The sequence below is a fragment of the Nocardioides scoriae genome, assembly GCF_900104965.1.
Classification (GTDB): domain Bacteria; phylum Actinomycetota; class Actinomycetes; order Propionibacteriales; family Nocardioidaceae; genus Marmoricola; species Marmoricola scoriae.
Genome location: NZ_LT629757.1, coordinates 1,738,502 through 1,763,866, shown reverse-complemented (window position 1 = coordinate 1,763,866; position 25,365 = coordinate 1,738,502). Strand labels below are relative to the sequence as shown.

Annotated in this window: 20 protein-coding genes and 1 riboswitch; of the genes, 12 read left to right on the top strand and 8 right to left on the bottom strand. The window is 75.0% G+C overall.

All coding sequences use genetic code 11. The annotated features are described in order from the left end of the window. Window position 1 precedes the first annotated feature (1 nt). Window positions 2-151, bottom strand: a riboswitch (cyclic di-AMP (ydaO/yuaA leader). A gap of 87 nt (window positions 152-238) precedes the next feature. Then, entirely contained in the window at window positions 239-2,584 is a 2,346-nt protein-coding gene (locus BLU55_RS08410) for an MMPL family transporter (RefSeq protein WP_091728382.1), read from the bottom strand. Between the two features lie 63 nt (window positions 2,585-2,647). Continuing rightward, the gene (locus BLU55_RS20005; protein ID WP_157682794.1) at window positions 2,648-3,250 is read right to left on the bottom strand and encodes a TetR/AcrR family transcriptional regulator; all 603 of its coding nucleotides are present in this window, start codon (window positions 3,248-3,250) and stop codon (window positions 2,648-2,650) included. Window positions 3,251-3,372: 122 nt separating this feature from the next. Between BLU55_RS20005 and BLU55_RS08400 the strand changes: the two genes are divergently transcribed. The 3 genes from BLU55_RS08400 to BLU55_RS19735 all read left to right on the top strand — a co-directional run bounded on the left by BLU55_RS08400 (window position 3,373) and on the right by BLU55_RS19735 (window position 6,467). After that, window positions 3,373-3,672 (top strand): OsmC family protein, encoded by a 300-nt coding sequence (locus BLU55_RS08400; protein ID WP_091728377.1) that lies wholly within the window; start codon window positions 3,373-3,375, stop codon window positions 3,670-3,672. Window positions 3,673-3,735: 63 nt separating this feature from the next. Further along, entirely contained in the window at window positions 3,736-5,151 is a 1,416-nt protein-coding gene (gene malQ, locus BLU55_RS08395) for a 4-alpha-glucanotransferase (RefSeq protein ID WP_091728374.1), read from the top strand. Window positions 5,152-5,234: 83 nt separating this feature from the next. Then, the gene (locus BLU55_RS19735; protein ID WP_197681132.1) at window positions 5,235-6,467 is read left to right on the top strand and encodes an NERD domain-containing protein; all 1,233 of its coding nucleotides are present in this window, start codon (window positions 5,235-5,237) and stop codon (window positions 6,465-6,467) included. Window positions 6,468-6,526: 59 nt separating this feature from the next. Here BLU55_RS19735 and BLU55_RS08385 read toward each other — a convergent pair whose 3' ends face one another. After that, window positions 6,527-7,450, bottom strand: coding sequence for a hypothetical protein (locus BLU55_RS08385; protein ID WP_157682793.1), 924 nt, complete (start codon window positions 7,448-7,450; stop codon window positions 6,527-6,529). A 153-nt stretch (window positions 7,451-7,603) separates the two neighbouring features. On the opposite strand from BLU55_RS08385, the gene BLU55_RS08380 reads away from it, so the two are divergent. From BLU55_RS08380 to BLU55_RS08360, 5 genes are all read left to right on the top strand, one after another. Further along, entirely contained in the window at window positions 7,604-8,611 is a 1,008-nt protein-coding gene (locus BLU55_RS08380; RefSeq protein WP_091728365.1) for an ABC transporter ATP-binding protein, read from the top strand. After that, the gene (locus tag BLU55_RS08375; protein WP_091728362.1) at window positions 8,608-9,429 is read left to right on the top strand and encodes an ABC transporter permease; all 822 of its coding nucleotides are present in this window, start codon (window positions 8,608-8,610) and stop codon (window positions 9,427-9,429) included. The genes BLU55_RS08380 and BLU55_RS08375 overlap by 4 nt, the downstream gene beginning before the upstream one ends. Before the next feature lie 49 nt (window positions 9,430-9,478). Continuing rightward, window positions 9,479-10,657, top strand: coding sequence for a sensor histidine kinase (locus BLU55_RS08370; RefSeq protein ID WP_091728359.1), 1,179 nt, complete (start codon window positions 9,479-9,481; stop codon window positions 10,655-10,657). Between the two features lie 22 nt (window positions 10,658-10,679). Beyond that, on the top strand, window positions 10,680-11,363 hold the full coding sequence (locus BLU55_RS08365) for a response regulator transcription factor (RefSeq protein ID WP_091728356.1): 684 nt from the start codon (window positions 10,680-10,682) through the stop codon (window positions 11,361-11,363). A gap of 99 nt (window positions 11,364-11,462) precedes the next feature. Then, the gene (locus BLU55_RS08360) at window positions 11,463-12,818 is read left to right on the top strand and encodes a threonine/serine exporter family protein (RefSeq protein WP_091728353.1); all 1,356 of its coding nucleotides are present in this window, start codon (window positions 11,463-11,465) and stop codon (window positions 12,816-12,818) included. 192 nt (window positions 12,819-13,010) lie between these two features. On the opposite strand, the gene BLU55_RS08355 is transcribed toward BLU55_RS08360, so the two are convergent. Next, the gene (locus tag BLU55_RS08355; RefSeq protein WP_157682792.1) at window positions 13,011-13,763 is read right to left on the bottom strand and encodes a matrixin family metalloprotease; all 753 of its coding nucleotides are present in this window, start codon (window positions 13,761-13,763) and stop codon (window positions 13,011-13,013) included. Window positions 13,764-13,870: 107 nt separating this feature from the next. Here BLU55_RS08355 and pcrA point away from each other — a divergent pair, with 107 nt between their 5' ends. Then, window positions 13,871-16,342, top strand: a complete 2,472-nt coding sequence (gene pcrA / locus BLU55_RS08350; RefSeq protein ID WP_091728348.1) for a DNA helicase PcrA — start codon at window positions 13,871-13,873, stop codon at window positions 16,340-16,342. A 55-nt stretch (window positions 16,343-16,397) separates the two neighbouring features. On the opposite strand, the gene BLU55_RS08345 is transcribed toward pcrA, so the two are convergent. The 3 genes from BLU55_RS08345 to BLU55_RS08335 all read right to left on the bottom strand — a co-directional run bounded on the left by BLU55_RS08345 (window position 16,398) and on the right by BLU55_RS08335 (window position 20,359). Further along, window positions 16,398-17,336 carry a M23 family metallopeptidase gene (locus BLU55_RS08345; protein ID WP_197681131.1) on the bottom strand — a complete coding sequence of 313 codons (939 nt, stop codon included), beginning with the start codon at window positions 17,334-17,336 and terminating at the stop codon, window positions 16,398-16,400. 210 nt (window positions 17,337-17,546) lie between these two features. Further along, the gene (locus BLU55_RS08340) at window positions 17,547-19,409 is read right to left on the bottom strand and encodes a CocE/NonD family hydrolase (RefSeq protein ID WP_091728344.1); all 1,863 of its coding nucleotides are present in this window, start codon (window positions 19,407-19,409) and stop codon (window positions 17,547-17,549) included. A gap of 53 nt (window positions 19,410-19,462) precedes the next feature. Next, on the bottom strand, window positions 19,463-20,359 hold the full coding sequence (locus BLU55_RS08335; RefSeq protein ID WP_091728342.1) for an alpha/beta fold hydrolase: 897 nt from the start codon (window positions 20,357-20,359) through the stop codon (window positions 19,463-19,465). 123 nt (window positions 20,360-20,482) lie between these two features. Here BLU55_RS08335 and sucC point away from each other — a divergent pair, with 123 nt between their 5' ends. Both sucC and sucD read left to right on the top strand, forming a co-directional pair. Then, complete coding sequence (gene sucC / locus BLU55_RS08330) at window positions 20,483-21,655, top strand: ADP-forming succinate--CoA ligase subunit beta (protein WP_091728339.1); 1,173 nt, start codon at window positions 20,483-20,485, stop codon at window positions 21,653-21,655. Window positions 21,656-21,662: 7 nt separating this feature from the next. Beyond that, window positions 21,663-22,559 carry a succinate--CoA ligase subunit alpha gene (gene sucD, locus BLU55_RS08325; protein ID WP_091728336.1) on the top strand — a complete coding sequence of 299 codons (897 nt, stop codon included), beginning with the start codon at window positions 21,663-21,665 and terminating at the stop codon, window positions 22,557-22,559. Between the two features lie 129 nt (window positions 22,560-22,688). Here the strand turns inward: sucD and BLU55_RS08320 are convergent, their stop codons facing one another. Continuing rightward, window positions 22,689-24,032, bottom strand: a complete 1,344-nt coding sequence (locus BLU55_RS08320; protein ID WP_091728333.1) for a hypothetical protein — start codon at window positions 24,030-24,032, stop codon at window positions 22,689-22,691. 64 nt (window positions 24,033-24,096) lie between these two features. Here BLU55_RS08320 and BLU55_RS08315 point away from each other — a divergent pair, with 64 nt between their 5' ends. Continuing rightward, window positions 24,097-25,359 (top strand): cell division protein PerM, encoded by a 1,263-nt coding sequence (locus BLU55_RS08315; RefSeq protein WP_091728330.1) that lies wholly within the window; start codon window positions 24,097-24,099, stop codon window positions 25,357-25,359. Window positions 25,360-25,365: the final 6 nt, after the last annotated feature.

The following is a 25,365-nucleotide window of genomic DNA, read 5'->3' as shown; positions in this document are numbered from 1 at the left end:
GACTGTTTCCTCCACGCGCCTGCGAGGTTAGCTGTCGGGTTCGGGCCGGAGAGCCCGGTCACGTGACGTGACTTCACCCCGAGGACCGCGTGCGGTCCGGGAAACGTGTGGGTTCCCCGCTCCTGCCCGATGAGTTCGGTGGCACCACCCGCGCGGACAGGACTCGGCGGTCGCGGATGGCGCGTCCCCACGGCTGAGGACGCGCCACCCTAACCCGACTCCGGGCGTCTCGTCTCGCTCAGCCGCGGGCGGGCTCGAGCTGCTCGTCGGTGGCCGCGTGGGCGCCCGGTGTGGCGGGGTCGGCGGTCTGGACCGCTCGCGCCGCCCGGAGCTTCTCGCCCTCGACGTCGACCCGGGGCAGGATCCGGTCCAGCCAGCCCGGGAGCCACCAGGCCTTGTCGCCCATGAGGTACATCAGCGCGGGGATCAGGGCCATCCGCACCACGAAGGCGTCGAAGAACACCGCGGCGGCCAGCGCGAACCCGATCGACTTGATGAGGGAGTCGGGCTGGAGCATGAAGGCGGCGAAGACCGAGATCATGATCGTCGCGGCGGCGACCACCACGCGGGCGCTGTTGCGGAACCCGTCGACCACGGCCTCCCGGGCGGTGGCGCCGTGCACGAACGCCTCGCGCATCCGGGTCACCAGGAACACCTGGTAGTCCATCGCCAGCCCGAAGACGATCCCGATGACGATGATCGGCATGAAGCTGACCAGCGGCTGGCCCTCGACCAGGCCGAAGAGCCCCTCCTGGAAGACCAGGACCGTGGCGCCCAGGGTGGCCAGCACCGAGAGCAGGAAGCCCAGCGTCGCCGTCAGCGGCACCAGCACGGAGCGGAAGACGAGCATCAGCAGCACGAAGGCCAGGCCCACCACGATCACGAGGTACGTCGGCAGCGCGCTGGTCAGCCGGTCGGAGACGTCGGTCTGGATGGCGGTGATGCCGGTGACGCCGACCGTGGTGCCCGACTCGTCCTCGATGCCCGACTGGCCGTCGCGCAGGTCCTGGAGGAGCTGAGTGGTGGCCTCGTCGTCGGGACCGCTGGACGGGGTGACCAGCACCTGGGCGCCGCTGGAGTCCTGGTTGGTGGCGACCACCTGGGCGTTGGCGACGTCGTCCTGCTGCGAGGCCCAGGCGGCGACCTGGCCGAAGGCGGCCTGCTTGGCCTGGGCGTCGCCGGGCACGTCGCGGGCGTCGACGACGAGCAGCAGCGGGGCCTCGCGGCCGGGGCCGAAGGCGTCGCTGACCAGGTCGGAGGCGCGGCGCTGGGTGGTGTCGGCGGCGGCCGAGGAGTCGGTCGGCAGGGCGAGCTGCATCGAGCGGACCGGCAGCGCCAGCGCCCCCAGGCCGATGACGACCAGGAGGGCCACCGCGACCGGCGTGCGGCCCACGAGGCGGGCCCACCGGACGCCGTTGTTGAGCGCCAGGCCGTCGGCGTCGCGGGGGTCCTGGCGACGGCGGACCTGACCGCCGAAGGCCTTCGACCTCAGCAGGCCGAGCAGCGCCGGCAGCAGCGTCAGGGCGACGAGCACGGCCATCAGCACGGTGCCGGCCGCGGCCAGGCCCATGCTGGTGAGGAACGGGATGCCCACGACCGAGAGCGCCGACAGCGCGATCAGCACGGTGAGGCCGGCGAAGACCACCGCGGAGCCGGCGGTGCCGACGGCGCGTCCGACGGCCTCCTGCCGGTCGTCGGTGTCGAGCAGCTCGGTGCGGTAGCGCTGCAGGATGAACAGCGTGTAGTCGATGCCGACCGCCAGGCCGATCATCGTGGCCAGGATCGGCGTGGTGGTGCCGATGGTGGTGAACGCCGTGGCCAGGCTGATGCCGAGCAGGCCCAGGCCCACGCCCACCAGGGCGGCCAGGATGGGCATGCCCGCGGCCACGAGCGAGCCGAAGCTGATCACCAGCACCACCAGGGCGACGGCGATGCCGACCAGCTCGCTGGTGCCGCCGGTCTCGGGGATCGCCTGCATCGCCGAGCCGTTGACCTGGGCGTCGAGGCCACCGATGCGGGCGCTCTCGAGGGTGTCGAGCAGGGCGTCGCGGGTGGCGGGCTCGACGTCGGCGACGGTGTCGACGTCGAAGTTCCACGAGATGGTGCCGACCCGGCCGTCCGAGCTCAGCGGCAGCAGCTCGCGGGCGTTGGCCTCGGCGACCCTGCGGGGCTGGCCCGCCTCGACGGCGCCCATCACGGCCTGCCGGAACTGCCCGTCGGCGGCGGCCACGGGGTTGACCAGCTGCGGCTCGGCGGGCATCTGGGGCAGCTGCTGGAGGTCGGCGACGAGCGCGTCGACCTTGGCGGCGTACGCCGGGGTGCGCAGCGTGCGCCCGTCGGGCGCCGAGACCACGACGGTGACGCTGGCCAGGTCCTCGGCGTCGGGGGTGTCGGGGAAGAGCTCCTTCTGGAGGTCCTGCGCCTGGAGCGAGGGGATGCCGGGGATCGAGAAGGTGTCGACCATGGGCTTGGAGATCGACGTGGCGAGCACGCCGATCCCGATCAGGGCGACCAGCCAGGCCGCGACGAAGACGGGCCAGCGGCGGAAGGCGGTGCGGCCGAGGCGGTAGAGCAGGGTGGCCATGTCTCTCCTCGTGAGGACGGGCGGCGGACGGTCTGTGGGGGAGCGGGCGGTGCGGGAGCGGGGCTAGGCCAAGAGCTCGTGTGCGGTGCGCAGCGTGCTGGTGAACAGGGGGCCGAGCTCCTCGCCGTGCTCGCCGGTGAGGTAGCGGTCCATGGCGACGTGGACGCAGGTGAGGACCAGGGCCAGCGCGACGTCGAGCCGCGCCCGGTCGAAGCGGTCGCCCTCGCGCTGCTCGACGTAGCCGATGCACGACTCGACGAGCTCGTGCATCCGCTGCAGCCCCAGCTGGATCAGCCGGGGGTTGCGCTGCATGACCTCGCGGCCCAGCGCGACCTCGTCGGGGCGCTCCGGCTGCTCGCGCAGCACGCGCAGCACGATCTCGGCGAGGTCGTCGACGAGGCTGCCGTGGGGTCCGCCGGCCACGAAGTCCGCGACGTCGTCGTCGCGGAAGGCGGGGATCGTCCCCAGGACGGCGTCGTCCTTGCCGGGGAAGTAGTTGAAGATCGTGCGCCGCGACACGCCGGCCCGCTCGGCGAGCTGGTCGAGGGTGAAGCCGTCGACACCGTGCTCGAGCGCCAGGCGGCGGGCGTGCTCGGTGAGCCGGCGAGCCGTCTCCCAGCGGCGCGACCCGGGGGCCGCGGCGAGGTGATGTGCACTCTGACTCACAGAGTGCATTTTGCACTCTGCCTGGCCAGGGTGCAAATCCGTGGCTGGTGACGGGTGCCACTGGCAAAAGCCGATAAAGTCAGTAGAGTTGGTCGGGAAGACTGCCGAGCTGAGGAGACCGCATGACGCTCGCCCTCGAGACCGACCCCCGCCCCGGTGCCGAGGCGCGCGGGTCCGTGGCGCAGGTGCTGGGAGCGCTGGCCGACTGCCAGGTCGTGGTCTACCGGGCGCTGGCCGACGAGCTGGGGATCGCGCTCGACGGCGTCGAGGTGACGGTGTCGACCACGCCGGCGGCCGGCGGTGCGGGGCAGGACGTCGGCCTCGAGGTGACGCTGAGCGGCCCGGAGACCGAGGAGCGGTACGCCGAGCTGCGGGCCGCCGTCGACGCCCGCGGGCCGGTGCTCGACCTGGTCTCCCACTAGGCTCTCCGGGTCGTCGCCCGGCCGGTCGGCGACTGCTGCGCGCCGCACCGCCTGGGGGAGCCGATGACCGACCTCGCACCTGCCGTCGTCCCTCCGCTGGCCCGGCGACGGGCGGGGGTGCTGCTCCACGTCACCTCGCTGCCCGGTGGTGACCTGGGTCCCTCGGCGCACGCCTTCGTGGACTTCCTGGCCGCGGCGGGTGTCTCGGTCTGGCAGCTGCTGCCGCTGGTGCCGGTCCACGAGGACGAGGCGTCGCCGTACAACTCGCTCTCGGCCATGGCGGGCAACCCGCAGCTCATCGACGCCGAGCTGCGCGCCGAGCACGGCCTCCTCACGGTGGGCGGGCTCAGCCCCGAGCAGCGCGCCCAGCACGACGTGTGGTGCGAGCAGCAGGCGGTGTGGCTCGACCCGTACGCCGAGTTCACCGCCCTGCGCGAGCTCGCCGGCCTCGTCCCGTGGGTCGACTGGGAGCCGGGGCTGCGCGACCGCGACCCCGAGCGGGTGGCCGAGGCGCTGGCCCCGCTCGCCGACCGGCTCGAGGAGATCCGGCTCGAGCAGTGGGTCTTCGACGAGCAGTGGCGGGCACTGGCGAGCCACGCCCACGCCCAGGGCGTGCTGCTCTTCGGCGACCTGCCGATCTTCGTGGCCCCCGACAGCGCCGACGTGTGGGCCGCGCGCGAGATGTTCCAGCTCGACGCGACCGGACGACCGACGACGGTGACCGGCGTGCCGCCGGACTACTTCGCGGTCGACGGGCAGCGCTGGAACAACCCGCACTACGACTGGGACGCCATGGCGGCCGACGACTTCGGCTGGTGGCGCCGGCGCATCGCCCGGCAGCGCGAGCTGTTCGACCTGGTGCGCATCGACCACTTCCGCGGTTTCGAGGCGGCCTGGCACGTGCCCGTCGAGGCGCCGACCGCACGCGACGGTGCGTGGGTGCCCGGGCCCGGCCGCGAGGTGCTCGCCGCCCTCGTCGAGACCGCGGGCGAGGGCACGCTGGTCGCCGAGGACCTCGGCGTCATCACCCCCGAGGTGGACGCGCTGCGCCTGGGCTTCGACCTGCCCGGCATGAAGGTCCTGCAGTTCGCCTTCGACGGCAGCGAGGACAACCCCTACCTGCCCGCGCGCCACGGCGAGAACACGGTCGTCTACACCGGCACCCACGACAACGACACCACGCTGGGCTGGTGGCGGGGCTGCGACCGGGCGACCCGGCGGCGGGTCCGCCAGCACGTCGGGCTGCGCCGGATGCCCTGGGCGCTGGTGCGGCTCGCCCTCGACTCGACGGCCCGGCTGGCCGTCGTGCCCGCCCAGGACCTGCTGGCCCTGGGCTCCGAGGCCCGGATGAACACCCCGGGCACCCGCGACGGCAACTGGGGCTGGCAGGCACCCGAGGGAGCCTTCGACGGTGCCCTGGCCCGCCGGCTGCGCGGCCTGGTCGACGGGGCCGGCCGCGCCGTGGACGACGAGGTCTGACCCCACCTGTCCGAGATGACGGGTTGGCGCCAGTTGTCGCGTTTGGTGGGTGGCCGGGCCCGCGCACGGGTCCACTGTCCCCCGTGGACGCGGGGGAGTCGGCGCGCGAGGTGGCGCGCAGGAGCAGGGAGCGCCGGGGGGACACCGCCTGGTCGCGGCGGTGGGACCAGGGAGCCGACGGCGAGGTCGAGACCGGGGCCGCGCTGACCGAGCTCCCGGCGGCCGAGTGGACCGTGCTCCACGACGTGGTGTGGCCGGGACGTCGCCGCGCCAACCTCGACCACGTCGTCGTCGGGCCCGGCGGCGTCTTCGTCATCGACTCCAAGCTCTGGTCCGGCACGGTGACCTGCCGCGGCGGGATGCTGCGGCAGGGCAGCCGGCGTCGCGACCGGGCCGTGTCGGGCGCCGTGGCGCAGGCCGACAGCGTGCGCGGCCTGCTGCGCGACCTGGACCCCCGGGCCGTCGTCCCGGTGCTGTGCCTGGCCCGCCAGGGCGGCATCGAGGGGCGCGCCGGCGAGGTGCTGGTGACGGCGCCGGCGAACGTCGTCCGGGTGCTGCGCGGCCACCCGCCGCTGCTCTCCGACGGGGAGTCGCGACGCGTGGCCGGTCGGCTCGCCCTCTCCCTGCCCCGGGTGGTCGCCCCCAGCGGGGCGGCGCGGCTCCGGTCCCGCGTGCCTCGCCGGCCCGACCCGGGTCCCGGGACGCGTCCGCCGCGCCTGGCCGACGGAGGGCCACGACGGTGGTCCTGGCGGTGGTCGTGGCGCCCCTGGGTGGCCGCCCTCCTGCTGCTCCTGCTGCTCGCGGGCGGCGCGTTGCACCCCGCGCTCGCGGAGCTGGCCCGGGTCGCGGCCGACCGGGCCGCCGCCTGGGTGGTGGCGACCGCAGCGCCGCAGCGAGCCGCCGCGCCAGCGACGGCGTTCGGGGGGTCGCACCGGGTCGGCGCCTCGGCCTCGGCGCCCGCCCTGGAGATCACCGTCGGGCAGGTCAGCGCCGCGCGACCCCGGTCGGGCTCCGCCCCGCCCGGGAGCCGGTGGTGGGCGGCGTACGTCGTGGTCCGCAACGCCGGCGACCGCCCGCTCGACCGTCCGCGGGCGCTCGTCCCGCGCCTGGTCGGCAGCGACGGGACCGAGCGGCCCGCCCGCGCGGGCGACCGCGTGCGTCGCGGGGCGCCGCTGTCGCTGGGCCGGCCGCTGCGGCCCGGTGCCGTGCGGGAGGGGTACGCCGCGTGGCTGCTGCCGCGCGGCGTGCGTCCGGCCGAGGTGGTCCTGGGGGAGGGCGACGCGACGCGCACCTGGTCGCGTCCCGACCGTCCCTGACCGGCCCCGACCCTGACGCCGCCGCCCCCCGCCGCCCCGACCTGGCGCGCAGCCCTGCCTCAGCCGCAGGCCCGGTCCAGGAACGCCAGCAGCCGGTCCTGCTGCTCCTGGGTGGGGATGACGACCCGGGCGAGCGGCTCCGAGCCGCCGAGCCGCAGCCAGACCCGCCACACGAAGGTCTGGGTGCTCTGGCTGCGGCCGTGCTCGTCGCAGCGTCCGGGGTGCACCTCGAGGGGGACCCGTGCCCGGCGGGCGCCGGGGGCGAGCGTCCGCTCGTCGGCGCCGGTCGGCACGGCGAGCTCGAAGAGCACCGAGCCCTGGACCTGGTCGACCACGACGGGTGTGGTGCCCCGGCGGCGGTCGAGCAGCAGGCTGCCGCGCAGCGTGGCGCCGAGCCCGGTGGGCTCCGCCGCGTCGAGGCGCCACCGGTCGTCGAAGGACACCGTCGCGGCGGCGGCGATGCGGCGGGCGGCGCAGTCGGTGCGCCACAGCCGGGTGAGGAAGCGGGTGCCCTCCTCGTCCATCGGGCGCCGCACGGTCCGCACCCGCCCGTCCTGCCGCACCCGGGCCACCGCGCTGATCGGGGCCGCGCCGGCCGCGGACGTGCAGGTGGCCGCGGGCAGCAGGTAGCGCAGGTCGACCACCGAGCGCGCCCCCACGTCGTACGCCGTCCGGTGCAGGCGCAGCGGGTAGCCCGCCCACTCGACCCCCACCGCCACCACGTGCAGGTCGCGACCGGTGCCGTTGGAGACCCGCACGCCCGCCCGCCGGGTGCCCTCGTCGAAGCGCTGCTGCACGAACGACAGCCCGAGGCCGGGCGGGACCGGGGCAGCGTGCGCCGTGACGGTGCGGTGCGCCGAGGGCCGCGGTGAGGTCGCCCCGCTGCTGCCGTCGGCTGGCCCGTCGGCACACCCCGCGAGCAGCAGGAGCAGGGCGACGAGGAGGGGGCCCGCCCGACCGGACGTGCGTCCCGTGCCGGCCATCGTCACCCCCTGCGTCGGCGAGACCCCACTGTCCCACCCCGGGCCCCCACCCCGGGGTGGTGACAGACGTCATGGGCGGGACGTGCGGGACCGCACCGGACAGGTGACACCTCGCACTGGTCCCCGGGACCGTCGGGCGACCACGCTGGAGCCATGACCCAGCACCCCTCGAGCACCGCCCCCGTCGAGCGCGCCGCCCCGCCCGTCGCGCCACGGCGCGACCCGGGCCCCCGGTCCGACAGCGCGATCCGCGTCCGGGGGCTGCGGCGTCGCTACGGCTCGGGCGCCGACGCCTTCGAGGCGGTCCGCGGCGTGGACCTCGACGTCGCCGCGGGCTCGATCCACGCCCTGCTCGGCGTCAACGGCGCCGGCAAGACCTCCACCCTCGAGGTGGTCGAGGGCCTGGCCGCACCGTCCGGTGGCGAGGTGAGCGTGCTCGGGCTCGACCCGGTCCGCGACCGAGCCGCCGTACGCCGCCGCACCGGCGTGCTGCTCCAGCGCAGCGGCTTCGTCGGCGACCTGACCGTGCACGAGACCCTGCAGATGTGGGCGGCCACGGTGACCGACCCGCGCCCGGTCGAGGAGTCGCTGGAGCTGCTCGACCTGGTCGACCGCGCCCAGGTCCGGATGCGGGCGCTGTCGGGAGGCGAGCAGCGGCGGGTCGACCTGGCGTGCACGCTCACCGGTCGGCCCGAGGTGGTGATGCTCGACGAGCCCACCACCGGCCTGGACCCCGAGAGCCGGCGACAGGTCTGGCGGCTGGTCCGCGAGCTCAGGGAGCAGGGGTCCACGGTGCTGCTGACGACCCACTACCTCGACGAGGCGGAGGCGCTGGCCGACCAGGTCTCGATCATGCGGGCCGGCGAGGTGGTGCGCGAGGGGACCGTCGCCGAGATCGTGGCGGCCCACCCCTCCCAGATCAGCTTCCGCACGCCGTCGGACCCGCTGCCGCTGCCCGCCGGCGAGGTGGACCACGACGGCGAGCTGACCGTGCTGCGGGTCGAGGACCTGCAGCCCGCCCTGACCGAGCTGCTGCTCACCGCCCGCGACGCCGGCGTCGTCCTCGACCGGCTCGCGGCCCGCACCGCCAGCCTGGAGTCGGTCTTCCTCGACCTCGCCGCCGCCACCGACGCCGCCACCCCCGAAGGAGCCACCCGATGACCGCCTCGACGTCCCCCGCCCCGAGCACCGCCCCCGGCGCGACCACGGGACGGCGCTGGCGCGGCCTGCGCCGCACGCTGCTGCTGGGCCGGGCCAACTGGACCCTCATGGTGCGCAACCGCACCACCATGCTCTACGCCTTCGCGCTCCCGCTCTTCCCGCTGGTGCTGCTGTTCACCGCCGAGCGCACCGGGGGCGACACCAACGCCGGCGTGGCCAGCATCGGCACGGCGCTGGTGATGGCGCTGGTCTTCCCGGGCTACTACAACCTGCTCTCGATGTTCGTCACCCGGCGCGACGAGCTGGTGCTCAAGCGGCTGCGCACCGGTGAGGTGCGCGACGTCGAGCTCGTGGTCTCGATGGCGCTGCCCGGCGCGCTGGTGACCGCGGCCGTGTTCGTGCTGACCGTGCCGGTCGCGGCGGCCGCCGGGCTCGACCTCCCGCTCAACCCGCTGCTGCTCCTGGTGGGCCTGCTCCTGTCGATCGTCACCTTCGCGGCGTTCGCGGTCTGGACGGCCGCGTGGACGAGGACGGCCGAGTCGGCGCAGCTGACCAGCGGCCCGGTCATCCTCCTGGCGCTCGCGGGCTTCGCCGCCCCGGCACTGCCGCAGGCCGCGCAGCGCTGGGCCGAGCTGCTGCCGGGCGCGGCGGTCAACGAGCTGGTGCGGGTCGGCTGGTTCGCCCAGGACGACTCCGGCGCGCTGTCCTTCCTCGGGACCTGGGCGGCCTCGCTGCAGCCCCTCGCGGTGCTGCTGGCGTGGACCGCGCTGGCGCTCGTCCTGGCCCGCCGTTCGCTGCGCTGGGAGCCCCGGGCGTGAGGACTCGGGGGAGCGGGGCCCGGACCGGCTCCGGTGGGAGGATCGGCCCATGAGCGGCGCCCTGTCCCACGTGCCCGGCTGGGCCCGGCGCTCCGACGTGGAGCGCGTGGACGTCTACACCCGCGGCTCGCTCTACGTCGTCTACTGGTTCCTGCTGGCCAGCGGCCTGCTCGGGGCCGCCGCGCGGCTCGGCGACACCCCGCGGGCCGCCGTGGTGTCGCTCGGGGTGCTGGCGCTCGGGGTCGCGGGCACGCTGGTGATGCGGCACGGGCTGGACCGGGGGGCGGCGCTGCCCGGCACCTCGCCGGTGGAGGGGGCGCCGACCCCCGTGGCGCCGCTGCTGGCGGTCGCCGTGGTGGCGGCCGCCCTCGCGGCGTGGGCGGTGAGCCTGCCGCGCCAGCCCGGGACGGCCGTCGCGGTGATCGCGGTCGGGGCGCTCGGCTGGAGCTGCGGCGCCGTCGCCGACCGCCGGCTGCACTGGCTGGCCCTGGTGGCCTCCGCCGTCACCCTGGCCGTGGTCGCCGGCACGCCCTTCATGGCGCTCTACGGCCTCGGGCTGGCCGGCTTCTTCCTGTTCACCGTGCAGAGCTCGATCTGGCTGCTCGGGGTCGTCACCGAGCTCGACCGGGGCCGGCGCACGACGGCGGCGCTCGCGGTGGCCGAGGAGCGGCTGCGCTTCTCGCGCGACGTCCACGACGTCCTGGGACGGCGGCTGTCGACGATCGCGGTGCAGGCCGAGCTGGCCGCGACCCTGGCCGAGCGCGGCGACCCGCGCTCGGCCGAGCGGATCCTGGAGGTCCGGGGCACCGCCCACGACGCGCTGCGCGAGGCGCGCGAGCTCGCCCGCGGCTACCGGCCGCTCGACCTGTCCCACGAGCTGGAGGGGGCGGTCTCCCTGCTCCGCTCCGCCGGCATCGCGGCCGAGGCCGACCTGGCCGGGCTGCCCGAGGCCTGGCACGAGCCGGTCGCCCGGGTGGTGCGCGAGGCCGTCACCAACGTGCTGCGCCACTCCTCGGCGACGCGGGTCCGGATCGCGTACGCCGGCGGCGAGGTCGTCGTGGAGGACGACGGACGCGCCGGCACGACGGTCCCGGGGGACGGGACGGGGCTGACCACGCTGCGGGACGACCTGGCCCCGATGGGCGCCGTTGTGTCCGCGTCTGGTGGCGATGTCGGGTTCGTCGTGCGCGTCCGTCTGGACGCGACCACCCCCGCTGAGGTCAGATGAAGGTCGGCCCTGGGGAGGTCCGATGACGAACCACCAGCACGTCCAGCCCGCACCCGGCCCGGGGAGCGGACCTGGCACCGCGGCAGGGACGAGCGCGCCCGCGATCCGGGTGCTGCTCGCCGACGACGAGCACCTCATCCGCGTCGCGCTCGCCCAGATGCTCTCGCTCGAGGACGACCTCGAGGTCGTCGCCGAGGCCGGCACCGGCGCCCAGGCGCTCGCCGCCGCTCGCCAGCACCGCCCCGACGTGGCGGTGCTCGACCTGCAGATGCCCGACCGCGACGGCCTGGAGGTGGCCGAGCTGCTCCACCGCGAGCTGCCCGGATGCGCCTGCATGATCGTCACCAGCCACGGCCGGCCCGGCCACCTCAAGCGGGCGCTGGCGGTCGGGGTGCGGGGCTTCCTGCCCAAGACCACGTCGGCGGCGACCCTGGCCGAGGTGGTCCGCACGGTGCACCGCGGCGGACGCCACGTCGACCCCGAGCTGGCGGCCGAGGCCATCGCCGCGGGCGACTCCCCGCTGACGCCGCGCGAGGCCGACGTCCTCGAGGCGGCGGGCGACGGCTCGCCCGTCGACGAGGTCGCCCGGAGGGTCCACCTCTCGCCCGGGACGGTGCGCAACTACCTGTCCAGCGCGGCCTCCAAGCTGGGCTCGACCAACCGCCACGAGGCCGTCGTGGTGGCACGCCGGATGGGCTGGATCTAGCCCGCCCAGCGCCCCCGGCCACCGCCTCCCCGGGCGCGTGTGAGACCCCTCACCAGCCGCGCCGGAGGGCCTCGGCAGGGGCGTCCCGGAGACCGCACAATGGCACCCGTGAGTGATGCCCGCGAGACCTACAGGGTCCTCGACCTAGCCCTGCGGATCGGGGAGATCCTGCTGTCCTCCGGCGCCGGCGCGGCCGACGTGACCGCGACGATGCTGGGCATCACCGAGCACTGCGGGCTGCGCAACGCCGACGTCGACGTGACCTTCACGCTGCTGCGGATGAGCTACCAGTCCGACCCCGAAGAGCCGCCCGTGCTCCTCACCCGCAACGTCGCCCAGCGCGACATCGACTACGACGACCTGACCCGCGTGCAGGGCCTGGTCAACGACGTCATGCGCGACCGCGTCGACGTCGCCGAGGCCCGTCGGCGGGTGGCGTGGATCAACTCCACCGACCACTACCTGCCGCCCTCGGCCGCGGTCGTCGGGTCGGGCGTCGTCGGCGGCGGCATCGCGCTGATCCTGGGCGGCGGCGCGCTCGTCACCGCGACGGCGTTCCTGGCCGGGGTGGTCATCACGGTGCTGATGCGGCGGCTCAACCGCGAGCAGTGGCCGATGTTCTACCAGCAGATCGCCGGCGGCCTCGTGGCGACGCTGCTCGCCCTCGCCACCACCGCGGTCGCGGACCGGCTGGGCTTCCAGGTCAGCACCTCGCTGGTGATCACGGCCAACATCGTGATGCTGCTGTCCGGCATCGGGTTCATGGGCGCCATCCAGGACGCCCTGAGCGGCTTCTACCTCACCTCCGGCGCCCGCATCATCGAGGCGCTGCTCGCCACCGCGGGCCTGATCGCCGGCGTCTCGGCCGGCCTCGCCATCGCCCCCGCCCTCGGGGTCAGCCTGGTGGGGGTGCGACCCGGCCTGATGGAGCTCGCCCCGCCGCCGCTCGTGCTGCTCGGCGCGGCCATCTCGGCCTGCGCCTTCGCCTTCACCTGCTACGCCCCGCTGCGGGCGCTGCCGGCCATCGCGGTCAGCACCCTGGCCGGCCACCTCGGCTACCTCTCGGTGCTCCAGCCCAGCGCCGCGATGCCCTGGGCCGCGGCCGTCGCGGCGGTCATCATCGGGATGCTCAGCTACTCCGTCGCCGGTCGGGTGCGGGTGCCCCCGCTGGTGGTCGTGGTCCCCGCCCTGGTGCCGATGCTCCCGGGCCTGACGATCTTCCGCGGCCTGAGCTACATGTCCGAGGGCGACACCCTCGGGGTGCTGCAGCTGTCGGCCGCCGCAGCCACCACGATCGCCCTCGCCGCCGGCGTCATCCTCGGCGAGTACGTCGCCCAGCCCCTCAAGCGCAACGCCCGCCGCCTCGAGCACGGCCTCGCCGGCCCCCGGCTCGTCGGCGTCATGCACGGTCGCCACCTGACCCGGCGTACGCGAGGGACGAGCGCGGGGGCGTAGGGGGGCGTCGCCGGGAGGGCAGTTTCCCCGGTCGACCGGGGAAACTGCCCTCGGAGACGGGCATACCGGACCCTGACGGGCAGTTTTGCCCGTCGAGCACGCCCGGTTCGTCCCTTCAGGCGTACGGCGGGCCGCCGGCCCCAGCCAGCCATCCACCCGGGCCGCCGCCCGGCCGACCTCCCCGCCGGACCCCTACCCGCACCGTCCCCGGCCGAGCGCGGCGAGCCCGCGCCGGTCGCCGGGGCCGAGGTCGCGCTGGTCGGTGGTGGTGGCGTACATCAGCTCGCGGGGGTCGTCGACGTGGTCGAGGCCGACGAGGTGGCCGAGCTCGTGCAGCGCGATGGCGTCCGCGATCTCGTCGCCGCCCGGCTGGTCGCGCAGCTCGGCGAAGCTGTCGCGGTCGAGGGTGACCTGGCCGGTGACGTAGCGGCGGAAGCCGTCCTGCTCGACCAGGACGCTGCCCGCGAGGCCGGCGACGCGGCCCTGCAGCTGCGGCACCTCGTCGGAGTCGGCGAAGCTGACCAGGACGGGGTCGGGGTCGCGCAGCACGCCGGGGTCCAGGCGCACCCGGCCCTCGGTCCAGCGGGGCCGGTCGGTGCTCTCGCCGACGACCTCCAGCCGCAGGCCGGTGGCCCCGGCGATCCGCGCCACCGCCCGCTCGACGCTGGCCCGGTCGGCGACGGGGTCGGGGGCGCCGTCGAGGTTGAGCTCGATGCGCACCGGGTCGCACGGGCTGTAGGTCACCGGCACGCGGGGGCGGCCGGGCTGGGTCGCGGAGAAGGCGAACGTGCCACCGCTCCTCGGCGCCTCGGGCGCCGGGTCGAGCCGGCCGCCCAGGGCGGGGGTCAGCGCCGGCCGCAGGGCGGAGGGGACCAGGCCCGGGAACACCACGACGAGCCCGCCCAGGAGCAGCAGGCTCAGCACCGTGACGGCCAGGTTGCGCACGCGACGATCGTCCCAGCCAGCCCCTGAGAGCCGGTCGCACGACGCCGTCCCCACGCCTGTGGGCCGACCCGGACGATGTCGGTCGGCGGACGTAGTGTGGGTCCGACATGAGCGCGCAGTTCCCCCTCCCCGGCCTCCCGCCCGTCGCCCCTCCGGACGGTGGTGGCGAGCGTGACCGGGGCGAGCCGGGTCGCGGTCGTCGCCGGGGCCCCACCCGCGAGCAGCTGCTCGACGGGCTCAACGGCCCGCAGGCCCAGGCGGTCCAGCACGAGGGGGCGCCGCTGCTCGTCGTGGCCGGTGCCGGCTCGGGCAAGACCCGGGTGCTGACCCGCCGGATCGCCTGGCTGATCTCCGAGCGCGGCGCCCACCCGGGCTCGATCCTGGCCATCACCTTCACCAACAAGGCCGCGGCCGAGATGCGCGAGCGGGTCGAGGACCTGGTCGGCGGCCGCGCCCGGATCATGTGGGTCTCGACCTTCCACTCGGCCTGCGTGCGGATCCTGCGCAAGGAGATCGACAAGTTCGGGTTCAAGTCGAGCTTCACGATCTACGACGCGGCCGACTCCAAGCGGCTGATGACGCTGGTCTGCAAGGACCTCGACCTCGACGTCAAGAAGTTCCCGCCGCGCTCGATCCTCAACTGGGTCAGCAACGCCAAGAACGAGCTCCAGGACCACGAGGACGCCGCCAAGGACGCGCAGAACGGCCAGGAGGAGATGTACGCCGCGGCCTACGGCGAGTACCAGCGCCGCCTGCGCCAGGCCAACGCCCTCGACTTCGACGACCTGCTGATGATGACGGTCCACCTCTTCCGGGCCTTCCCGGCGGTCCGGGAGAACTGGCGCCGCCGCTTCCGCCACGTGCTCGTCGACGAGTACCAGGACACCAACCACGCGCAGTACGCCCTCATCCACGAGCTGTGCGCCCGCCAGCTGGAGGAGCCCACCACGGGCGTGCCCCAGGACGAGGTCGAGCCGGCCGAGCTGATGGTGGTGGGTGACGCCGACCAGTCGATCTACGCCTTCCGGGGCGCCAACATCCGCAACATCATGGACTTCGAGCAGGACTTCGCCGACGCGCGCACCATCCTGCTCGAGCAGAACTACCGCTCCACCCAGACCATCCTCACCGCCGCCAACGCCGTGATCAGCCGCAACGAGAGCCGCAAGCCCAAGCAGCTGTGGACCGACGCGGGGCAGGGGCCCGGCATCGTCGGCTACGTCGGCGACGACGAGCACGACGAGGCCCGCTTCGTGGCCGAGGAGATCGACAGGCTCACCGACGAGGGTGGCGTGCGCGCCGGCGACGTCGCGGTCTTCTACCGGACCAACGCGCAGTCGCGGGTCTTCGAGGAGGTCTTCATCCGGGTCGGCCTGTCCTACAAGGTCGTCGGCGGCGTGCGCTTCTACGAGCGCCGCGAGGTCCGCGACGCGGTCGCCTACCTGCGCGTGCTGGCCAACCCGGCCGACTCGGTCTCGCTGCGCCGGGTGCTCAACACCCCCAAGCGCGGCATCGGCGACCGGGCCGAGGCCTGCGTGGAGTCGCTGGCCCGCCGCGACCGGATCACCTTCTGGGAGGCCCTGCAGCGCGCCGAGGACGCCCCCGGCATCGCGACCCGCTCGCTCAACAGCATCAAGGGCTTCGTCGACACCATCGAGCAGCTCCAGCAGATGGTCGAGGCGGGGGAGCGGGTCGACGTCGTGCTCGAGCAGGTGCTGACCCGCAGCGGCTACCTCAAGGAGCTCGAGGACTCCGAGGACCCGCAGGACGAGACCCGCGTGGAGAACCTCGCCGAGCTGGTCGCGGTGGCCCGCGAGTTCTCCGACGACCCCGTGGTGGGCCCCTCGGCCGACCCCGCGGAGGTGGAGGCCGGCGAGGCCGAGCCGCCCGGGCTCACCGACTTCCTCGAGCGGGTCTCGCTGGTGGCCGACTCCGACCAGATCCCCGACGCGCCCGCGGACGGCGAGGAGGGCGACCAGCCGCCGTCACCGGGACAGGTCACCCTGATGACGCTGCACACGGCGAAGGGCCTGGAGTTCCCGACCGTCTTCCTCACCGGGCTCGAGGACGGTGTCTTCCCGCACCTGCGCTCGCTGGGCGACAAGGTCGAGCTGGAGGAGGAGCGCCGGCTGGCCTACGTCGGCCTCACCCGCGCCCGCGAGCGCCTCTACGTCTCGCGCGCCGTCGTCCGCTCGGCCTGGGGCGCGCCGCAGCACAACCCCGCCTCGCGCTTCATCGACGAGCTGCCCGTCGACCTGGTTGACTGGCGCCGCACCGAGGCGGCGATGTCCTCGTGGAACCGCCCCCAGCTCGGGTTCGGGTCGTCCTCGCGCGGCGGCGGAGCGGTCCAGCGCCGCTTCGGCACGGCCACCGCGCGCAAGGACGCCGCCACCAAGGCCAAGGCGGCCCGGGCGGTGCCCTCGCTCGACCCCGGCGACCGCGTGCAGCACGACAGCTTCGGCCTGGGCACGGTCGTGGCCCTCGAGGGGGCGGGCGACAACGCGGTGGCCTCCATCGACTTCGGCGCCGACGGGGTCAAGCGGCTGCTGCTGCGCTACGCCCCGGTCGAGAAGCTGTAGGCGCCACGCCACGGTTCCAGCCGTGGTCCGCGGCCAGCGGAGCGGACCGGTCGGGTCAGGGCGTGAGGCCGTGGAAGGCCAGCGCCTGCTCCGGGTCGACGGGGTCGCCGCCGCCCGGGCGGATCTCGAGGTGCAGGTGGGGACCGGTGCTGTTGCCGGTGGTGCCCACGGTGCCGATCTGCTGGCCCGCGGCGACCTTGTCGCCGGGCTCCACGCCGATCGTGGTCTGGTGGCAGAACCACACCTCGGTGCCGTCGTCGAGGGTCATGATCGTCTGGTTGCCGTAGGCACCGGCGTAGCCCGTCTCGGTGATGGTGCCGTTGGCGATCGCCACGATGGGGGTGCCGCTGGGCGCCGCGAAGTCGAGACCGGTGTGGTCGGAGGACCACAGGCCGCCGGCCATCCCGAAGCGGGCGGTCAGGTGGTAGCCGGTGGTCGGCAGCACCCACTGGTTCTTGGCGATCTCGCCGGCGCGGGCCTCCGCGGCCCGGCCCAGCGACTTGAGCTCGGCGTTGCGCTCGGCGGCCTGCTCCTCGGCGGCGCGCTCGAGGCGGGCCTGGGCGGCGTCCTGCAGCGCCTGGCGCTCGGAGTCACGGCTGAGGGCGGCCTCGCGGTCGCTGCCACCGGCGGTGCTCTGGCCGACCCGGCCCTGGGCGCTGGTGCCGGCCGAGATGGCGCGCGCGGCGGCCGACGCGGTGATGGCGTCGCCGGGGGCCTGCTCGCCGACGGTGACGGCCCCGGTGCCGGCGGCGACGAGCGCGACGACGCCCAGGGCGCCGGGCACCACGGACAGGCGGTGGCGCCAGCGCGCGGCGGCACCGCCGGGGCGGCGGCCGGTGGCCAGCGTGGAGAGGCGGGGCAGGAGGCTGGTGGTGCGGGGCGCGGCCGTGGCGCGGCGCCGACCGGCGGCCCGGGGGGTGGCGACCGACGACGGTGACCGGCGGTCGGCACGGTCGCGGCGCGAGCCGCGGTGCTCTGCTCGGTGCTGGCCCATGTGTCGGAAGTCCCTCGGTGAGATGGATGGAGATCGGTGCGTGTGCGACCACGAACTGGGTACGGACCCCGGCTCCGTGAAGGTCGAACGACCCGCCACGCTAACCAAGGCCGCGTCCGAGACCAAATCGTGATAACGCCGATGGTGGACCCAACGGTCGTCCGGCCGCCGGGAAACGGCCCCACGGGTGTGGTCCTCCTCACGCCCCGCTCAGGGCTGGCGCAGCTCCAGGCGGGTGGTCAGCGGCAGCCCGAGGGTGCTCGGATCGCCCGGAGAGGTGAGCACGCGCACCGCCTGCGGCGCCGCGTTGCCGGCGTACGCCGCGTCGCTCGCGGCCACCGCCAGCTGCACCCGGTGCCCGGCAGCGAAGCGGTGCACGATCCCCGGCAGCCGCAGGGTGACCGGCCGGGTGACGTCGGCGACCCGCAGCGGGGCGACCAGCCGGTTCTTCAGCACCTTCGAGCCGTCGGGCGCCACGTCGTACAGCTTGGCGAACAGCACGAGCTGCCCCGAGGGTCCACCGGCCTGGGTGAGCCGGGCGGCGGGCGCGTCGAGGCGCAGCCGGACCGAGGGCGACCCGACCAGGTCGGCCGCGCGGTCCAGGGGGGCGGTGGTGAAGAAGGTGGCCGTGCCCGGTGCGTCGGTGGGCGGCAGGTCGACCTGGTTGCCCTCCAGGCCGGAGGTCTCGGAGTAGGAGGTGGGTGCGGGCCCCGCGTTGGCGTAGGCCTGGCCGCCCGCGACGACGCCGACCCTCGAGGGCTGCGCGGTGCCGTCGGCGGAGAGGTAGAGCGTCGAGGTGGGGTCCCAGCGGAGCCGGGACGAGGTCGCGTAGGCCCGGGCGACCGCCCGACCGGCGGCGCCGGGGCTGGTGTCGTAGCGGACCCAGTCGCGGAACCACGAGAACTCCGGACCGGTGGGCGCCGTGGTGCCGCGGACGTGGTGGTCCATCCAGTTCAGGAAGCGCCGGCCGAGGTAGGAGTCGCGCAGCGAGCCGGCGCCGAAGTCGAGCTCGCCGGGGGCCGGGGTGGAGCCCGAGTGGCCCCACGACTGGAAGACCAGCTTGGTCGGGGTGCCCTGGCGCTGGAGGGCGCGGTAGGTGGCCACGGCCTCGTTGAGGTTGAACAGCGTGTCCTTCTGGCCCTGGACCACCAGGGTCGGCACCTTCACCTTGGCGACGTAGCTCGCGACCGAGGCGTGGCGGGCCAGCGCGACGGTGCCGGGGTCGGCGTACCCGAGCGCGTTGAGGCTGGTGACCCCGACGCAGGCCTGGTCGGTGAAGTTGGGGCAGCCGTCGGCGATGGTGGCCGGGTCGGCGGTGGCGTTCTGGGCGCCGCTGGAGATGCCGGCCCCGAAGAAGAGGTCCACCCACTGGCGCTTGGCGACCCGACCCGGGGCCAGGGAGTAGTTGAGGTCGTTCCAGGTGATGATCGGGATGAGGGCGTCGACCCGGGGGTCCTGCTGCGCGACGGCGTACTGGATCTGGCCGCCGTAGGAGCCGCCGACCATCCCGACCCGCGGGTCGCCACGACGTTCCTGCGCGATCATCCGCAGGTAGCGCCTCGTCGTGCTGCCGGGCGAGGTCCAGGCCCGGGTGCCGGCCAGCACGTCGACCAGCTGCTTGCCGGCCTTCCCGTCCCACTGCGGGTCGTCGAGGGTGATCTGGCAGGTCGTCCTGCCGAACCCGAGGCCGGAGTAGCTGAGCACGGCGTACCCCGCCCGCGCGAAGCCGCGTCCGACCGCGCTCTGGTTGTCGTCGGCCTTGTCGCCGCCGAAGCCGTTGGTGGTGAGGATGGCCGGGACCTTGCGGCGCGCGCTGGCGCCGTCGGGCAGGTAGAGGTCGGCGTCGACCGTGCACGGCTGGTCACCGCGCGGCCCCACCTCCACGCGCACCGTGAGGGGCCGGACGCTGTAGCCGGGCGTGCTGTCGGCCCGCACGACCGGACCGGCCGCGGGAACGGCCGCGGCGGGTGCGGCACCGGCCGGGACCGGGGCGGCCAGCGACAGGAGCAGGGCCGAGGCCAGGGCGAGGGCGGGGACGGCCGCGGTGGTGCGGACCGCGCGGTGAGGGCGCATCCGCCGACCGTAGGACCGCGGGCGCCGGTGTGGCGGAACTCCGACGGATCGTCTCAGCCGGCGGTGTGGCGGCGCGCGAAGTCGGTCACCAGGGCGGCCAGCCGCTCGGGCTCGCTGCGGGGCACCCAGTGGCCGGTCGCGACCTCGACGCGGGTCAGGTCGCGGCAGCGCGCCTCGAGCCCGACCAGGCTCTCGGGGCGCACGAAGAAGTCGTCGCGCGCCACCACCAGCTGCACCGGCACCGAGGTGCGCCACCGGGCCGGGGTGCGGCGCAGGTTGGCGCGGTAGAGACCGAGCCCGGGCAGCGCGTTGGCCAGCAGCCCGGGTCCGCGGTCGAGCAGCGCCAGGGTGGGGTCGCGACGCTCGAGCAGGCGCCGCACCACGCCCTGGAGCCGGGCCCAGAGCAGCTCGGGCAGGCGCGGCACGCAGAACAGGTAGACGTACCAGCTGTGCAGCAGCTGGGGGAGCAGGGCCCGGCGGCCCGCCCAGGTCTGCAGCCGGGTGTGGACGTGGTCCAGCGAGGGGCCGCTGACGGAGGTGAACGACGCCAGCCGGCCCGCGAGCCGGGGGTTCCAGGTGGCCGCGGCGACCACCTCCCAGCCGATGACCGAGCCCCAGTCGTGGCCCACGAGGTGCACGGGGCGGCCGTCCGGCACGGTGGCCTCGAGGACGGCGACGACGTCCTCGACCAGCTCCTCCAGGACGTACGCCGCGCTGCCGGCGGGCCGCGCCGACCCGCCCGCGCCCCGGTTGTCCGGGGTGACGACGTGCCAGTCCTCGGGCAGCCGGGCGAGCACCGGGTCCCACATCCGGCGGTCGTCGGGATACCCGTGCAGCAGCAGCGCGTGGACCTCCGCGGAGCGCTCGCCGCGCTCGCTGACCTGCAGGGTGACGGACGGTGAGGCGACGCCCGCCCCGGTCGATGTGACCTCGGTCTCGGTCGGCTCCACGAGCGCACCCTACGGTGCCGCCCGCGGCCGAATCGGTCTAAGGTCGCTCGAGGCGGTGGGCTGCGCCCGCCCGGGACGGCCTGCACCGCCACACCCGACGAACATCGAAGGAGCGGTCGACCCGTGGACCTGATGGAGTACCAAGCGAAGGAGCTCTTCGCCAAGCATGGGGTGTCGACGACGCTCGGCACCGTCGTGCAGACCCCCGAGGAGGCCAGGGCCGCCGCCGAGGCGATCGGCGGCGTCACCGTGATCAAGGCGCAGGTCAAGGCCGGCGGTCGCGGCAAGGCCGGCGGCGTCAAGCTCGCGAAGACCCCCGACGAGGCCTTCGGGCACGCGACGGACATCCTCGCCCTCACCATCAAGGACCTGCCGGTCAACCGCGTCCTGGTCACGCCGGCCACGCCGCCGGTGGAGGAGTACTACTTCTCCTTCCTGCTGGACCGGTCCAACCGCTCCTACCTGTGCATCGCCTCGGTCGAGGGCGGTGTCGAGATCGAGGAGGTCGCGAGGACCAACCCCGACGCGGTCAAGCAGATCCCCGTCGACGCCGGCACCGGTGTCGACGAGGCCAAGGCGACCGCGATCGTCGACGAGGTCGGCTTCCCCGCCGAGCTGCGCGACCAGGCGATCGCCATGGTCCAGGGCCTGTGGACGGTCTTCACCGAGGAGGACGCGACCCTGGTCGAGGTCAACCCGCTGGCCCGCCTCGAGGGCGACCGGCTCGAGGCCCTCGACGGCAAGGTCTCGCTCGACGAGAACGCCGAGTTCCGCCAGGCCGACCACGCCGCGTTCGAGGACAAGGCCGCGGCCGACCCGCTCGAGGCCAAGGCCAAGGAGAAGGGCCTCAACTACGTCAAGCTCGACGGCGAGGTCGGCATCATCGGCAACGGCGCCGGGCTGGTCATGTCCACGCTCGACGTGGTCGCCTACGCCGGCGAGGCGCACGGCGGGGTCAAGCCCGCCAACTTCCTCGACATCGGTGGCGGCGCGTCCGCCCAGGTGATGGCCGACGGTCTCGACGTCATCCTCGGCGACGCGCAGGTCAACAGCGTCTTCGTCAACGTCTTCGGCGGCATCACCTCGTGCGACGCGGTGGCCAACGGCATCGTCGGCGCGCTGGAGATCCTCGGCGACGACGCGACCAAGCCGCTCGTCGTGCGTCTCGACGGCAACAACGTGGAGGAGGGCCGCCGCATCCTGCAGGAGGCGAACCACCCGCTGGTCACCCTCGAGGCGACCATGGACGGCGCGGCCGACAAGGCCGCCGAGCTCGCGAACGCAGCGAAGGGCTGACGAGACTGTGTCTATTTTTCTGAACAAGGATTCCAAGGTCATCGTCCAGGGCATCACCGGCGGTGAGGGCACCAAGCACACCCGCCTGATGCTCAAGGCCGGCACCAACATCGTGGGCGGCGTCAACGCCCGCAAGGCCGGCACGACCGTCACCCACCAGGACCCCGACGGCAACGACGTCGAGCTGCCGGTGTTCGGCTCGGTCGCCGAGGCGATCAAGGAGACCGGCGCCGACGTGTCGGTCGCCTTCGTGCCCCCGGCCTTCACCAAGGACGCCGTCATCGAGGCCATCGACGCCGAGATCGGCCTGCTGGTCATCATCACCGAGGGCGTGCCGGTTCAGGACTCCGCGGAGTTCTGGGCCTACGCGCAGGGCAAGGCGACCCGGATCATCGGTCCCAACTGCCCCGGCATCATCACGCCGGGCGAGGCCCTCGCCGGCATCACGCCGGCGACGATCTCGGGCTCCGGCCCGGTCGGCCTGGTCTCCAAGTCCGGCACGCTGACCTACCAGATGATGTTCGAGCTCAAGGACTTCGGCTTCTCGACCGCCATCGGCATCGGCGGCGACCCGATCATCGGGACCACGCACATCGACGCCCTCGAGGCGTTCGAGAACGACCCCGACACCAAGGCGATCGTGATGATCGGCGAGATCGGTGGCGACGCGGAGGAGAAGGCCGCGGCGTACATCAAGGAGCACGTGACCAAGCCGGTCGTGGGCTACGTCGCCGGCTTCACCGCCCCCGAGGGCAAGACCATGGGTCACGCCGGCGCCATCGTCTCCGACGGTGCGGGCACCGCCCAGGGCAAGAAGGAGGCCCTCGAGGCCGCCGGCGTCAAGGTCGGCAAGACGCCGTCCGAGACCGCCGCCCTGATGCGGGAGATCCTGCAGGGTCTCTGACCCCACGCTCGACGGAGTCCCCGGGTCACCGGTGATCCACGGTCCCTCCCCGGACGGCGAAGCCCGGGGAGAACCGCGGAGCGCCGGGGACCCGGGGACTGCTGCGTCCCGGCCCGGGCGGCGCGGGACTCAGCCCTGGAGCTCGAAGAGCCGGTCGCGGGCGCGGGCGACCAGGCCCTCGAAGACGTCGGCGTCGACGTCGGCCCCGGCGACCGGGGTGAGCAGCACCTGGGTGACGTAGCGGCCCACGCGGGCCACGCCCATCCAGTAGCCGACCTCCACGCCCTTGCGGATCTCGCTGTCCAGCCGCCACAGGGCGTACGACGAGCCGCGGAAGCCGTCGGGCCGGCCCACGGCCTGGCTGACCTGGGCCGAGAGGTCGTCGTCCTCGCAGCCGGCCATCTGGCGGGTGATCCGGGCGACGAACGCCCGGGCCGCCTTCTCGCTGGGGAAGCGCCCCCAGGTCTGGGTCACCCCGAACCGTCGCGGGAGGTCGGCCTGCGGGATCAGGTAGGTCCGGCTCCGGGCCGATCCGGCGCCGGCCGCCACGAAGTTGCTCTCGTCGCAGGTGGTGGCGGCGTTGTTGGGCCGCGCGGGCACGGGGCGGGTGCCGACCCACGGCTTGTCGACGCGCCCGACGGCGGGCAGGTCGGCGGCGGCCAGGGTGCCGGGCGTCTCGCCGGAGGGCGGCGGCAGCACCGGGGCGGTGCGCACCTCGGTGGGACAGGGGCCCGAGGCGTCGGCGCGGCACAGGTTGCGCACCGCCGTGGTGAGCGTCGCGACGGCCTCGGGGACGCCCACGGGCGGGCCGTCGGTGGTCTCCGCCACGGTCGAGACCGTCAGCGACCCGCTGCGCGCCAGCCCCACGACGTAGGTGCGCCGGGTGTCGTCGGGCGTCGGCACCCGCAGCCGCAGCAGCTGCGCCCGCTGGCCCAGCCCGCTGACCCGGTAGGAGCCCAGGAGCTGGAGCCGCGCCTCCTGGCACCCGGCGAACCACTCCAGCGTCGTGTCGTACGCCGCGGCCGCCGCGCGGGCGTCCTGCGAGATCTCCACCGTCTGCAGCAGGGTCTGGCGGGTCGGCTCGCCGGGGGCGCGGTCGGCCGCGAAGGCCCGCACCAGGGTGCCCTCGCCGTCGGGGTCGGCGAACCGGCTGGTCTGGCACACCGTGTTGATGCCGTCGCCGCCGGTGTTGTCGGTCGTGGAGGTCTCCCTCCAGCGCACCCGGGGGGCCAGGCGGGTGACGTCGCTGACGCCCAGCAGCATCGCCTGCGTGACCGGCCGCGCGGGCTCGCCGGGGTCGGCGGCGTCGGTCTCCTCGCCGGTGCCGCCCAGGCCGCCGAGACCACCGGGACGCAGCACCAGCAGGCCGGCGACCAGCGCCACGGCCAGCACCACCACGCCGGCCACGGTCCACCGCAGGACGCCCCGGCGCCGGCGGGCGGGGGCGGGGTCGTCGACGGGGGCGGGGGGCACGAGGCCCGAGGTTACCCGCGTGGCGGCCCCGGGTGCCCGGCCTCCTGGGTTCAGGATGGTGGCGATGACCGACCTGCTGAGCCGCCCGCCCCACGTGGACCCCGCCGACCGCGGGGGCCGGTCCCGCCACGGGCGGCTGCGCACGCTGGCGACCGCGGCGTGGACGGGCCTGCGCGGCACCGGCGAGGAGCGCACCCTCAGCGGTGCGGCCGCGCTGGCCGCGCTCGGTGCCGTCGGCGCCGGGCTGGGTGCGTGCATGGTGGTCGCGCTGGTGGGCTGGTTCGCCGCGGACGCCGGCGCCCACGGCTCCACCACCGACGCCCTGCGGGTCGGCGCCGACGTCTGGCTGCTGGGCCACGGCGCCCGCCTGTCCATCGGCGGTGCCCCCTTCGGGATCGTGCCGCTCGCGCTCCCCGTCGCGCTGGCGTGGCTGCTGCACCGGCTGGCGCGCCGCGCCGCCACCACGGCCCGCCCCACCCGCGACGACCGCACGGTGCTGCAGGCGGCGACCGTGCTGACCGGGCTCTACCTGGTCGCCACCGTGGTGGTCTGCGTGCTGGCCGGCAACGAGGCCGTCACCCCTGGCCTGGGGCGCGCCATCCTCGGCTCGCTCGTGCTCTCCGGGCTCGCCGGCACCCTCGGCCTGGCCCGGGGCAGCGGCCGGCTGCAGGCGTGGCTGGACCGCGTCCCCGGCTGGGTGCGCGCGGTCGCCCACGGCGCGGCGGCGAGCTGCGCGGGCGTCCTGGCCGCCGCGGCCGCACTCACGCTGGTGATGGTCGTGCTGGGCCTCAACGAGGCGGTCGCGGTGCTCTCGGGGCTGCGGCTGGGCACCGGCGACTACCTGGCGTACGGCGTGGCCACGCTGCTGCTGCTCCCCAACGCGGTGCTGCTGGCCGCCGCCTACCTGGTCGGTCCCGGCTTCGCGGTCGGCACCGGCACCATCGTCTCCCCGGGCGTGGTGACCCTCGGTCCGGTGCCGGCGTTCCCGCTGCTCGCCGGGCTGCCCGCCGCCGGCCCGACGCCCGCCTGGACGATGGCCCTCCTGGCCGTGCCCGTGCTGGCCGCCGCGTGGGGCGCGGGCCGCGCGCAGCGGGCGTACGCCGTCAGCGCCTGGGACTCCGCCGCCCTGCGCGGCTTCGGCAGCGGCCTGCTCGGCGCGCTGCTGCTCACCGCGCTCGTGGGCCTGGCGGGCGGCCCCCTCGGCACCGGCCGGATGGCCGACGTCGGTGCCTCGGTGATGGCCGTGGGTGCCGCCGCCGTGGCCTCGATGGCGCTCGCCGGTCTCGTGGCCGGGCTCGGCGTCGCCTGGTGGCAGCGCCGCCGTTAACCTGTC

Excerpts from the sequence above, each read along its gene's own strand:
- BLU55_RS08380 (WP_091728365.1), top strand. The coding sequence starts at position 7,604 with ATGACCCAGCACCCCTCGAGCACCGCCCCCGTCGAGCGCGCCGCCCCG.
- BLU55_RS08370 (WP_091728359.1), top strand. The coding sequence starts at position 9,479 with ATGAGCGGCGCCCTGTCCCACGTGCCCGGCTGGGCCCGGCGCTCCGAC.
- BLU55_RS08360 (WP_091728353.1), top strand. The coding sequence starts at position 11,463 with ATGGCACCCGTGAGTGATGCCCGCGAGACCTACAGGGTCCTCGACCTA.
- BLU55_RS08345 (WP_197681131.1), bottom strand. The coding sequence starts at position 17,336 with ATGGGCCAGCACCGAGCAGAGCACCGCGGCTCGCGCCGCGACCGTGCC.
- BLU55_RS08410 (WP_091728382.1), bottom strand. The coding sequence starts at position 2,584 with ATGGCCACCCTGCTCTACCGCCTCGGCCGCACCGCCTTCCGCCGCTGG.
- BLU55_RS08400 (WP_091728377.1), top strand. The coding sequence starts at position 3,373 with ATGACGCTCGCCCTCGAGACCGACCCCCGCCCCGGTGCCGAGGCGCGC.
- BLU55_RS08385 (WP_157682793.1), bottom strand. The coding sequence starts at position 7,450 with ATGGCCGGCACGGGACGCACGTCCGGTCGGGCGGGCCCCCTCCTCGTC.
- malQ (WP_091728374.1), top strand. The coding sequence starts at position 3,736 with ATGACCGACCTCGCACCTGCCGTCGTCCCTCCGCTGGCCCGGCGACGG.
- pcrA (WP_091728348.1), top strand. The coding sequence starts at position 13,871 with ATGAGCGCGCAGTTCCCCCTCCCCGGCCTCCCGCCCGTCGCCCCTCCG.
- BLU55_RS08375 (WP_091728362.1), top strand. The coding sequence starts at position 8,608 with ATGACCGCCTCGACGTCCCCCGCCCCGAGCACCGCCCCCGGCGCGACC.
- BLU55_RS08315 (WP_091728330.1), top strand. The coding sequence starts at position 24,097 with ATGACCGACCTGCTGAGCCGCCCGCCCCACGTGGACCCCGCCGACCGC.
- BLU55_RS08340 (WP_091728344.1), bottom strand. The coding sequence starts at position 19,409 with ATGCGCCCTCACCGCGCGGTCCGCACCACCGCGGCCGTCCCCGCCCTC.
- BLU55_RS08365 (WP_091728356.1), top strand. The coding sequence starts at position 10,680 with ATGACGAACCACCAGCACGTCCAGCCCGCACCCGGCCCGGGGAGCGGA.